Consider the following 11,036-nt stretch of genomic DNA (forward strand, 5'->3'; position numbering starts at 1 on the left):
CTGAAAGTTAAGCGAGTTCCCGGAGGGGACAGCCTCCGGGGCGGAAAGGTTAGGGCAGGTTAGCCGCGAATCACGCGTTTGCCGGGAATATCAAGGATGACGTTCTCGCCATCTTGCAGCGTCAGGGCATCGCTCTGCTGGCACAGCATCGCAATACCTGCCTGGCGGGCGATAATGGCGCCGTGAGAGAGCTCGCTGCCGGCCTGCAGGCAGATCCCCTTCACCTGCTCTGCGTTAAGCTGCAGGACGGTAGAAGGGAAGATATCGTCGGCAACGAGGATCGAAGGCGCGCTAAACTGCGGCAGCGCTTCATTGCGCTCGTTAAGGTGACGCAGCGTGCGGTGCAAAATATCTTCAATATCAATATAGCGCGCCTGCAGGTAAGCATCGTCGAGATGGCGATATTGTTGGCTTAAATCGCTCAGCACCTGTTGCCAGGCCCACGCCGCGCTGCACTGCTCGTCGCGTATGATGTCGCACGCCGCTGCGTATAAATCAGGGTCATCGAGCAGGGTATGATGCCCGGAGAAGATCGCCGCGATGTCGGCGGAAAACGTCGCCTCTGCCAGAGTCGTCAGCGCGCTAAGGTCTTCCAGCGTCCGGTCGATGGCCCGTTTCAGCCGCAGCTGCTGCTGGCCGATGGCGGCGCTCGTTTCCCGCGAGATCCTGTCCTGCGGCTGGGGATAAAGCACGACCTTACCCTCAACGCGGTCGGCGCTGGCGGGCCGACGCGCGGGCGCCGCCTCCGTTGGCTCGCCGAAGTTCTCCGCCGCCAGCGCCTGGAACGCCGCCAGCGCGGCGTCGGCGTCCGGGCCGCGGGCAAGCAGCCTTAAGGTATCGTTTCGGCGCACCTGAAGCAGGGCGATTTGGTTGAGGCTGTCCGGCGTGACGCATTTACCCCCTTTCTCCAGCACCAGGTCGGCATTGAATCCCGCCAGCGCGGCGACCAGCTTTGACGCCGGGCGAACGTGCAGTCCGTTGTGGTTTTGAATCACCACGGAAACCGAGCGCGCGTCGCGGTCGTCGACCGGCGCGGCGGTCAGCGAAGCGTGTTGCGGTTGCGATGGTAACCCCAGCTGTACGCGTTTTGCCTCCAGCGCGTTCATGGCGTCTTCGATCACCTTGTCGATGCCGGCTCCGGCGGCGGCGCTCACCGTCGCCGCCAGAGTCCCTTCTACCAGCGGCGCCGCGCACAGGCGAACCTTAGCCGCAATGGCCGGATCGAGGAGATCCAGCGCGGTTTCGGCGCTCAGCAGGGCGCTGCCGATATCCATCATCACCAGGATATGATCGGCGTCGGCGACGGACTCGATAGCTTCCATAACCTTAATGGGATCGGTGCCGATCGGACTGGCGGGATCGTCAATTCCGGCGGCGATCGCCAGCTTACAGCCATCGTTCATTAACATCTGCCGGGCCAGTTCTCCGACACCTTCGCCCAGACGGGCGCTATGAGAAACAATAACCAGGTTTACCATCGCGTTTTCCTTACTCTTTGGCCGCTGCGGCCAGCATCTGAACCATCAACATCACCGAGGTCGCGCCCGGATCCTGGTGCCCGATGCTGCGTTCGCCCAGGTAGCTGGCCCGCCCTTTGCGAGCCTGCATGGCGATTGTGGCGTGGACGGCGGCTTGCGCCTGTTCGCAGGCAGCATCAAGGGCGCCTGGTATCGACAGGTGCTGTTCGCTGGACTGGCGCAACGATTCCACCACCGGCAGCCAGACGTCGCACATGGTTTTATCGCCAGGCTCGGCTTTGCCGCGATTCACCACCCCTTCCGCGCCTTCGCGAAAGGTCTGATAGAGCTCCTCCAGGGTCAGGCTCTGGTGGGCCTGGGTCACCTGAGCGGCGCGAATAAAGAAGGTGCCGAACAGCGGGCCGCTGGCCCCGCCGACGTTGGAGAGCAGCGTCATACCGGTATTTTTAAGAATAAAACCAATGTCTTTATCGGCAATCGACGGCAGCTTTTCTACCACCTTGCTAAAACCGCGATGCATATTCAGGCCGTGGTCGGCATCGCCGATTTCCCGGTCCAGACCGGTCAAAAAATCGCTCTCTTTGGTGAAGATATCGCCGCAGCGATAGAGCCAGTCTACGATTTGCGTTCTGCTTAATGACATGTCGTTGCTCCTTATTTGCCCCAGTTCAGCGCCGGGGTGTGGACCGGGGCGTCCCATAATGCCAGCGTCTCTTCATCGGCCTTTAGCAGGGTGATGGAAAAGCCCACCATATCCAGAGAGGTACAGTAGCTGCCGATAAGGTTGCGCGCGATAACGATACCGGCCTCCTCGCAGCGCTGCGTCAGACGGTTATAGACGCCGTAGAGTTCGGACAGCGGCGTGGCGCCGAGGTTGTTGACCAGCGCGATAACCCGATCGCCTTTTTGCAGCGCCTGCTTGGTCTGCGTGACCTCCTGCCACGCGCCTTTCACGTTGTCCCAGTGGCGCAGCGTGCGGCTATAGGCGCCGTTTTCCAGCAGGGTATCGAACATTTCGTCAACGGTGCGATCGAGAGAGGTGAAGCGGCGGCGGTCGATGCCCGGTTCGCCGTGAATGCCGACGCCGAACTCCATCTCATCGTCCTGCAGTTCGAATGAGGGTTGCCCGGCGGCCGGAACGGTGCAGGCGCCGAGCGCGATGCCGATAGAGTGGCCGAGGTTGTTGAGCTTGCGCCCCAGTTCGGCGCAGGCTTCCAGCGAGTCGCCGCGTTCGGCGGCCGCGCCCACCAGTTTTTCAATCAGCACGGTATTCGCCACGCCGCGCCGCCCGGCGGTATAGAGGCTGTCCTTCACCGCCACGTCGTCATCGACTACCACGGTGGTAACCTTGACGCCGCTTTCGTGCAGCAACTCGGTGGCGGTTTCGAAGTTAAGAATATCGCCGGTGTAGTTTTTGATAATCAGCAGCACGCCTTCGCCGCCGTCGATGGTCATGGCGCACTCAAACATTTTATCCGGCGTCGGGGAGGTGAAAATTTCTCCCGGGCAGGCCCCGGAAAGCATGCCCTGGCCAATATAGCCGCAGTGCATCGGCTCGTGGCCGCTGCCGCCGCCGGAGAGCAGCGCCACTTTCCCGGCCACCGGCGCATCGGCGCGGGTGACGTAGACCGGATCCTGGTGTAGCGTCAGTTCAGGGTGGGCTTTTGCCAGGCCAGCCAGTTGTTCACTCAGGACATCTTCGACACGGTTAATCAGTTTTTTCATTGTTTATGCTCCGTCGGAGTTTCGATGCGGCCTCTCTGCTGACGGAGGCGGTCATCGTGTAGGGGTACCGCCTGACGATATGCGATATCGGGCGATGTATTGATTCTGGCTGAGTTGGCGGGAAAAAAAATCGCCATAAAATGAGTTTCATTACGAAACGTAATTATTAATTTTTGTTCCTTAATGAAACATTTTTGCGCAAGGAAAGGGAAAAATGCGAAGTAAGGCGCCTCTTTCACCTCGCTTCATCAGCGTGGAAAGCCCGCTCAGAGAAATAATTTTGCCCCTTCTTGCCGCCCGTGGTGGTGAAAAACGTCGACGATCGTCCGGTTGGTGACCTTCTTTTGCGCCAAAGGGGCGGATCGAGATCGCAATCCCATCGTTTCACATGAATTCATGTTTCAATATGAAACAATAAAATTTATGTCCTGTTTCATATCGGGACAAAAAGGGGAAAGATTTTTTTGCCCGCGGCTCGCCCTACAGTGATGGCATCGCTCAGGTAGCGCTTTCGTCCCCGCCTTTGATGTAAGGCCGGACGGAGAAACACCGGGGCTCATCATGTCAAAACATGCACTTATTTGAGGGTGAACGGAATGCTAAAAGTTATTCAATCTCCAGCCAAATATCTCCAGGGACCAGATGCATCCACGCTGTTTGGGCAATACGCCAAAAACCTGGCGGACAGCTTTTTCGTGATTGCCGATGACTTCGTGATGAAGCTGGCGGGAGAGAAAGTGCTGGAAGGTTTGCACAGCCATAATATCAGCTGCCATGCGGAGCGCTTCAACGGCGAATGCAGCCACGTTGAGATCAATCGCCTGATCGCCATTCTGAAACAGCACGGCTGCCGCGGCGTGGTGGGCATCGGCGGCGGCAAGACGCTCGATACGGCGAAAGCCATTGGCTACTACCAGAAGCTACCGGTGGTGGTGATCCCGACGATCGCTTCCACCGATGCGCCAACCAGCGCGCTGTCGGTTATCTACACCGAAGCCGGCGAATTTGAAGAGTATCTGATCTACCCGAAAAACCCGGACATGGTGGTGATGGATACGGCGATTATCGCTAAAGCGCCGGTGCGCCTGCTGGTAGCCGGGATGGGGGATGCGCTTTCAACCTGGTTTGAAGCCAGGGCCTGCTATGACGCCAGAGCCACCAGCATGGCGGGCGGTCAGTCGACGGCAGCGGCGCTGAGCCTGGCGCGCCTGTGCTATGATACGCTGCTGGCGGAAGGCGAAAAAGCCCGCCTCGCCGCCCAGGCCGGCGTGGTGACCGATGCGCTGGAACGTATCGTTGAAGCGAATACCTACCTCAGCGGTATCGGCTTTGAAAGTAGCGGTCTGGCCGCCGCGCACGCCATTCACAACGGTTTCACCATCCTCGAAGAGTGCCACCATCTGTACCATGGTGAGAAAGTGGCGTTTGGTACCCTGGCGCAGCTGGTGCTGCAAAATAGCCCGATGGAAGAGATCGAAACGGTGCTGAACTTCTGCCATACCGTCGGGCTGCCGGTTACGCTGGCGCAAATGGGCGTTAAAGAGGGCATCGATGAGAAAATTCAGGCAGTCGCCAAAGCGACCTGCGCGGAAGGTGAAACCATTCATAACATGCCGTTCCCGGTCAGCGCGCAGAGCGTGCATGCGGCGATTCTGACCGCCGACCTGCTCGGACAGCAGTGGCTGGCGCGCTAATTTAGCGTCGATCTGCCCCGTCTCATTTTAGCGATGAGACGTTTTCTCCCCCTCTGGCGGTAGCCGCCGGAGGGGTTGTCGTTTATGAAACAGCGGATAGGGATATGACTGCGCAGACTCAGAGCTTTCCTTTGGTGATAACCCAGTCGTGGCATCGCTGCAGCAAGTTTATGCAGCGGGAAACCTGGCAGACGCCGCATCAGGCGCAGGGGCTGACGTTTGAATCGATTTGTCGGCGCAAGACCGCGCTGTTGACGATTGGTCAGGCGGCGCTGGAGGATGCCTGGGAGTTTATGGATAACCGCCCCTGCGCGCTGTTCATCCTCGATGAGTCCGCCTGTATTCTTAGCCGCTGCGGCGATCCGCAGACCCTCGACCAGCTGGCGGCGCTGGGATTTCGTGACGGCAGCTACTGCGCGGAAAGCATTATCGGCAGCTGCGCGCTTTCGCTGGCCTCCATGCTCGGGCAGCCAGTCAAAACGACGGGCGAGGAGCATTTTAAACATGCGCTGCACGGATGGTCGTTTAGCTCCACGCCGGTGTTTGATAACCACGGGCGTCTGTTCGGTTCCATTTCCCTGTGCTGTCTGACGGAAGAACAGGCTTCGCCTGACCTCTCCCTGACCCTGGCTATCGCCCGGGAAGTCGGCAACTCGCTGCTCACTGATAGCCTGCTGGCCGAGTCGAATCGCCATCTTAACCAGATGTACGGTCTGCTGGAGAGCATGGATGACGGGGTGATGGCGTGGAACGAGCAGGGGATTTTGCAGTTTCTGAACGTGCAGGCCGCGACGCTGCTGCACCTTGATGCCCAGGCCAGCCAGGGGAAAAACATCAATGAACTGGTGACGCTGCCGGCCCTGCTGCGTCGTGCCATTAAGCACGCGCGCGGGCTGAACCATGTGGAGGTCACCTTCGAAAGCCAGCATCAGTTTGTCGACGCCGTGATTACGCTCAAGCCAATCGTTGAAGAGCAGGGCAACAGTTTCATTCTGCTGCTGCATCCGGTCGAGCAGATGCGCCAGCTGATGACCAGCCAGCTTGGCAAAGTGAGCCATACCTTTGAACAGATGTCGGCGGACGACCCGGAAACCCGGCGGCTGATTCACTTTGGCCGCCAGGCGGCGCGCGGCGCTTTCCCGGTGCTGCTGTGCGGTGAAGAGGGGGTGGGTAAGGAGTTGCTCAGCCAGGCGATTCACAATGAGAGCGAGCGGGGCGGCGGGCCGTATATCGCGGTCAACTGTCAGCTGTATGCCGACAGCGTCCTGGGCCAGGATTTTATGGGCAGCGCGCCGACGGACGATGAAAACGGCCGCCTTAGCCGTCTTGAGCTGGCCAACGGCGGGACGCTGTTTCTGGAAAAAATCGAATACCTGGCGCCGGAGCTGCAGTCCGCGCTGCTGCAGGTGATCAAGCAGGGGGTTTTAACCCGTCTGGATGCCCGCCGCTTGATTCCGGTAGACGTTAAAGTGATCGCCACCACCACCGTCGATCTTGCCAATCTGGTGGAGCAAAACCGCTTTAGCCGCCAGCTTTACTACGCGCTGCACTCCTTTGAAATCGTTATCCCACCGCTGCGCGCGCGGCGTAACAGTATTCCTTCGCTGGTGCACAATCGCCTTAAGAGCCTGGAAAAGCGCTTTTCCTCGCGGCTGAAAATGGATGACGATGCGCTGGCGCAGCTGGTGGCCTACTCCTGGCCGGGCAACGATTTTGAGCTGAACAGCGTGATTGAAAATATCGCCATTAGCAGCGATAACGGCCATATCCGGCTGAGTAATTTGCCGGAATATCTGTTTGCCGAGCGGCCCGGCGCCGACGCGGGCTCCTCGCTGCTGCCCGCCAGCCTGACCTTTAGCGCCATTGAGAAAGAAGCGATTATCCATGCCGCCCGGGTGACCAGCGGACGGGTGCAGGAGATGGCGCAGCTGCTGAATATTGGCCGCACCACGCTGTGGCGAAAAATGAAACAGTACGATATCGATGCCGGCCAGTTTAAGCGCGGACGTATGGAGTAGTTTCCTGTGAGGAATGGTACGAAATAGTCGAGCAGAAAAGCACCACGCAAGCGTTTAGCTGCGGTCTGAATCAAAGAAAGGCAACGATCTCTTTGATATCCCGGCGAAGATGGGTCCATAGTGTCATCATGTTCATTACGTGGTTAATTTTAAGGATAAGAGTATGCCAACAGCAATCGATAAAGCCCTGGATTTTATTGGTGGTATGAACACATCGTTGTCGGTGCCGAATACTATGGATGAAAGTACCGCTAAGGGAATTTTGAAGTATTTGCATGAACTGGGCGTACCGGCAAATCCTGCCGACGTCATGGCCCGGGGTGAAAAGGAGGGATGGGATGCCGGGTTCACGGAAAAAGTGGCCGGCTGGGCGGAAAAAATTGCCTCCGGTAACCGGATCGTCATTAAAAACCCGGAATTCTTCACCGTCTATATGCGCGAACAGCTGCAGGCGCTGGTGTAAGCCGCCTGTCGCGAACCTCACGTTAAGCTGCGGCGCCCCGAGGGGGCCGCACAATGCAAAAGGGCTGACGATTTTTCGTCAGCCCTGCTGTATCTGGTGGCCCCTGCTGGACTTGAACCAGCGACCAAGCGATTATGAGTCGCCTGCTCTAACCACTGAGCTAAGGGGCCGTGGCGAGGGATTATAAAGTAACTGTTCCCCGCAATCCAGCCTAAAAATCACGCCTGCTGTTTTTATAAACAACGCATTTTCAATCCTTTATAATTACCTTTTAGGCATTGAGCTGGGGAAAACATGATCAACGATATTCTGGCGCCGGACCTGCGGGTGGTCTTTTGCGGTATCAATCCGGGGAAGTCTTCCGCCCATACCGGTTTTCATTTCGCCCATCCGGGCAATCGCTTCTGGAAAGTGATTCACCAGGCCGGCTTTACCGACCGTCTTCTGAAACCCGAGGAGGAACTCCAGCTGCTGGATACCCGCTGCGGGATCACGATGCTCGTCGAACGCCCGACGGTGCAGGCCAGCGAGGTTGAGCTGCTGGAGCTCCGCGATGGTGGCCGTGAACTGGTCAGAAAAATGGAAGAGTATCAGCCGCGCGCGCTGGCGATCCTGGGTAAACAGGCCTTCGAGAAAGCGTTTCAGGTGCGCGGCGTAAAATGGGGCAAGCAGCAGGTGACCATTGGGGCGACGGAAGTGTGGGTGCTGCCGAATCCCAGTGGCCTCAACCGGGCGACGCTGGATAAACTGGTGGAGGCCTACCGGGAGCTTGACGAGGCGCTGGCCACGCGAGGGCTTTAATGCATTTCCGACGACAAAGGGGTTACGGCTTTCACCCCGGTCGTCGGCGGCTGGCTTAAGCCTGAGGCTTTAGTCAGCTTTTTCGCAATCGCTAATATTCCCTTTTTCTATCATGAATAAGAGGGCGTCAAAAGCGAAGTCGAGAAAGGCTTTACGGTCTTTCTCAAGGCGACGTAAAAGACATTCTTCTCTGTACGAGGACTTTTCCACTAGCCCGGTCAGGCAGAGCCAGAACAGCATCATGACGTCCGCGACGGGAGCACTTAATCCAATCTCTTTTTTTTCGGCGGCGTCTGTGATTCGCTTTGCGATAATCTGGTGGATCTGTTCTCCAGTCATAGCGATATTTTTCAACGCTTTATTGTTTTTAGTGATTTTTTCAGAACAGGCGATCTTCCCGGCTATCGCGGAAAAGTAGGCAAGGCTTGTTTCGTGGAGAGCCATCAGCGCATGGCACAGCTCGCGATAAAATTCGCGAAATGAATTTTGCCTATTGGCGATTGGTATGAGCTCCTGATAGAAACGCGCCATTACCTCCAGGATAAGATGATCCAGAATATCCTTTTTATTGTCGAAATAGGTATAAAGCGTGGTTTTACTAAAACCGGCTTCATGTGCGATCTCATCCATGGTGGTACTTTCTATTCCACGGCTTAGAAATAATGTATTAGCGGTGGTTAAAATAACCGTTCTATTAAAATCAGCCAGCTGAATTTTACGCTTGCTATTCATTTCATTTCCCTATGATTTGCCTGCGGTTTTAGGCGTAAATACGCTCCATCAACCAACCAATAGTACAATCGTAAAACTATGAGTCCAGCGGTTTAATGGCACATAAATAAATAATAAGAATAAGACCTGGATATATATTGATGGGTTTTATATTGGGGTTTTAATATTTATTAAATAAATGGTTTCTGCTTAGGCATAAAAAAAGCCAGTCATGTGACTGGCTTTTCAGGGGACGCGGCGATAATTAATCGTCGAGGAAGCTACGCAGCACTTCAGAACGGCTCGGATGGCGCAGTTTACGCAGCGCCTTCGCTTCGATCTGACGAATACGTTCGCGGGTTACGTCAAACTGTTTACCCACTTCTTCCAGCGTGTGATCGGTATTCATGTCGATACCAAAGCGCATACGCAGGACTTTCGCTTCACGGGCGGTCAGGCCAGCCAGAACGTCGTGGGTGGCGGCGCGCAGGCTCTCGGTGGTGGCAGAGTCCAGCGGCAGCTCGAGGGTGTTATCCTCGATGAAATCTCCCAGATGCGAATCTTCATCGTCGCCAATCGGCGTTTCCATGGAGATAGGCTCTTTGGCGATTTTCAGCACCTTACGAATTTTGTCTTCCGGCATCAGCATGCGTTCGGCCAGCTCTTCCGGCGTCGGCTCGCGGCCCATCTCCTGCAGCATCTGGCGGGAAATACGGTTGAGCTTGTTGATAGTCTCAATCATATGCACCGGAATACGGATGGTGCGCGCCTGGTCTGCGATAGAGCGGGTGATCGCCTGACGGATCCACCAGGTTGCGTAGGTGGAGAACTTGTAGCCGCGGCGGTATTCAAACTTATCAACCGCCTTCATCAGACCGATGTTGCCTTCCTGGATCAGATCGAGGAACTGCAGACCGCGGTTGGTGTATTTCTTGGCGATCGAGATAACCAGACGCAGGTTCGCTTCAACCATCTCTTTCTTCGCACGGCGCGCTTTCGCTTCACCGATGGACATACGACGGTTGATATCTTTTACCTGCTCGATGGTCAGGCCGGTCTCTTGTTCAATCTGCTGCAGTTTCATCAGGCCGCGCTGAACGTCTTCTTTCACGTCAAGCAGCTTCTCTGACCACGGCTTGTTCATGGCGATGGCCGCATTGAACCAGGTTTCGCTGGTTTCGTTGCCGGTGAACAGAGTGATGAAGTTTTTCTTCGGCATTTTGCACTGCTCAACGCACAGCTTCATGATGATACGTTCTTGAGTACGAACGCGATCCATCATGATACGCATGCTGTTAACCAGGTAATCGAACTGCTTCGGTACCAGACGGAACTGTTTGAACACTTCGGACAGCTTGAGGATCTCTTCCTGCGCTGCGGCGTGGCTACGACCTTTCGCTTTGATGGTGTCGCGGGTCAGTTCGTACTGCGTACGCAGCTCGGCGAATTTCTCGCGCGCCAGCTCGGGGTCGATGCTGTTGTCGTCATCGCTGCTGTCGTCGTCTTCTTCTTCATCTTCGTCTTCGTCGTCATCCATCTCTTCCTGAGAGAGTTCAGAACCGACGTGCGTCGCCGTTGGCGCCATATCTTCTTCGGCGTTCGGGTCGACAAAACCGGTGATCAGATCGGACAGACGCGCTTCTTCCGCTTCAACGCGATCGTACTGCTCCAGCAGATAGGTGATCGCTTCAGGGTATTCAGCCACCGAGCACTGAACCTGGTTAATACCGTCTTCGATACGTTTAGCGATGTCGATTTCGCCTTCGCGCGTCAGCAGTTCGACGGTACCCATTTCACGCATGTACATGCGCACCGGGTCGGTTGTGCGTCCGATTTCAGACTCAACGCTGGAGAGAACCTGCGCCGCAGCTTCTTCCGCATCTTCGTCAGTATTGTTGTTCGTTTCAGCAAGCAAAAGATCATCGGCATCCGGTGCTTCTTCCATCACCTGAATGCCCATGTCGTTGATCATTTGGATGATGTCTTCGATCTGGTCGGAGTCGACGATATCTTCCGGCAGATGGTCATTGACCTCGGCATAGGTCAGATAGCCTTGCTCCTTACCACGTTGGACAAGAAGCTTCAGCTGTGACTGCGGGTTTTGCTCCATAAGACGGTATCCACACTTAATTCGTTTGATTGGTGT

General features: G+C 56.3%; 9 protein-coding genes and 1 tRNA gene. 4 read left to right on the forward strand and 6 right to left on the reverse strand.

Translation table 11 applies throughout. The features are described 5' to 3' along the window. Nucleotides 1-59: 59 nt before the first annotated feature. From dhaM to dhaK, 3 genes are read right to left on the reverse strand one after another with little or no spacing between them, the layout of a single operon-like run. Nucleotides 60-1,478 (reverse strand): dihydroxyacetone kinase phosphoryl donor subunit DhaM, encoded by a 1,419-nt coding sequence (dhaM, locus tag FQK12_RS11100; RefSeq protein ID WP_014226903.1) that lies wholly within the window; start codon nt 1,476-1,478, stop codon nt 60-62. 10 nt (nt 1,479-1,488) lie between these two features. After that, nucleotides 1,489-2,121, reverse strand: coding sequence for a dihydroxyacetone kinase subunit DhaL (gene dhaL / locus FQK12_RS11105; RefSeq protein ID WP_014226902.1), 633 nt, complete (start codon nt 2,119-2,121; stop codon nt 1,489-1,491). A gap of 11 nt (nt 2,122-2,132) precedes the next feature. Continuing rightward, a complete protein-coding gene (gene dhaK, locus FQK12_RS11110; RefSeq protein ID WP_009651831.1) occupies nt 2,133-3,203 on the reverse strand; it encodes a dihydroxyacetone kinase subunit DhaK in 1,071 nt (356 codons plus the stop codon). A 596-nt stretch (nt 3,204-3,799) separates the two neighbouring features. On the opposite strand from dhaK, the gene FQK12_RS11115 reads away from it, so the two are divergent. From FQK12_RS11115 to FQK12_RS11125, 3 genes are all read left to right on the forward strand, one after another. Continuing rightward, entirely contained in the window at nt 3,800-4,897 is a 1,098-nt protein-coding gene (locus FQK12_RS11115) for a glycerol dehydrogenase (protein WP_009651847.1), read from the forward strand. Between the two features lie 104 nt (nt 4,898-5,001). Then, nucleotides 5,002-6,915: a dihydroxyacetone kinase operon transcriptional regulator DhaR gene (gene dhaR, locus FQK12_RS11120; RefSeq protein ID WP_014226900.1), complete on the forward strand. Its 1,914-nt coding sequence runs from the start codon at nt 5,002-5,004 to the stop codon at nt 6,913-6,915. 139 nt (nt 6,916-7,054) lie between these two features. Next, the gene (locus FQK12_RS11125; protein WP_071532228.1) at nt 7,055-7,378 is read left to right on the forward strand and encodes a DUF1889 family protein; all 324 of its coding nucleotides are present in this window, start codon (nt 7,055-7,057) and stop codon (nt 7,376-7,378) included. Between the two features lie 94 nt (nt 7,379-7,472). Here the strand turns inward: FQK12_RS11125 and FQK12_RS11130 are convergent. After that, nucleotides 7,473-7,548 (reverse strand) — tRNA-Ile (locus tag FQK12_RS11130). 124 nt (nt 7,549-7,672) lie between these two features. Between FQK12_RS11130 and mug the strand changes: the two genes are divergently transcribed. Next, a complete protein-coding gene (gene mug, locus FQK12_RS11135; protein ID WP_009651862.1) occupies nt 7,673-8,179 on the forward strand; it encodes a G/U mismatch-specific DNA glycosylase in 507 nt (168 codons plus the stop codon). A gap of 69 nt (nt 8,180-8,248) precedes the next feature. On the opposite strand, the gene FQK12_RS11140 is transcribed toward mug, so the two are convergent. Continuing rightward, nucleotides 8,249-8,911 carry a TetR/AcrR family transcriptional regulator gene (locus FQK12_RS11140; protein ID WP_014226899.1) on the reverse strand — a complete coding sequence of 221 codons (663 nt, stop codon included), beginning with the start codon at nt 8,909-8,911 and terminating at the stop codon, nt 8,249-8,251. A gap of 244 nt (nt 8,912-9,155) precedes the next feature. Next, nucleotides 9,156-11,000, reverse strand: a complete 1,845-nt coding sequence (rpoD, locus tag FQK12_RS11145; protein ID WP_004105908.1) for an RNA polymerase sigma factor RpoD — start codon at nt 10,998-11,000, stop codon at nt 9,156-9,158. Nucleotides 11,001-11,036 lie beyond the last annotated feature (36 nt).

The organism is Klebsiella sp. ME-303, assembly GCF_007910085.1.
Taxonomy (GTDB): Bacteria; Pseudomonadota; Gammaproteobacteria; order Enterobacterales; family Enterobacteriaceae; genus Klebsiella; species Klebsiella michiganensis.

Bases quoted from the DNA above. Each gene is read 5' to 3' on its own strand.
- dhaM (WP_014226903.1), bottom strand. From the start codon at position 1,478: ATGGTAAACCTGGTTATTGTTTCTCATAGCGCCCGTCTGGGCGAAGGT.
- dhaL (WP_014226902.1), bottom strand. From the start codon at position 2,121: ATGTCATTAAGCAGAACGCAAATCGTAGACTGGCTCTATCGCTGCGGC.
- dhaK (WP_009651831.1), bottom strand. From the start codon at position 3,203: ATGAAAAAACTGATTAACCGTGTCGAAGATGTCCTGAGTGAACAACTG.
- FQK12_RS11115 (WP_009651847.1), top strand. From the start codon at position 3,800: ATGCTAAAAGTTATTCAATCTCCAGCCAAATATCTCCAGGGACCAGAT.
- dhaR (WP_014226900.1), top strand. From the start codon at position 5,002: ATGACTGCGCAGACTCAGAGCTTTCCTTTGGTGATAACCCAGTCGTGG.
- mug (WP_009651862.1), top strand. From the start codon at position 7,673: ATGATCAACGATATTCTGGCGCCGGACCTGCGGGTGGTCTTTTGCGGT.
- FQK12_RS11140 (WP_014226899.1), bottom strand. From the start codon at position 8,911: ATGAATAGCAAGCGTAAAATTCAGCTGGCTGATTTTAATAGAACGGTT.
- rpoD (WP_004105908.1), bottom strand. From the start codon at position 11,000: ATGGAGCAAAACCCGCAGTCACAGCTGAAGCTTCTTGTCCAACGTGGT.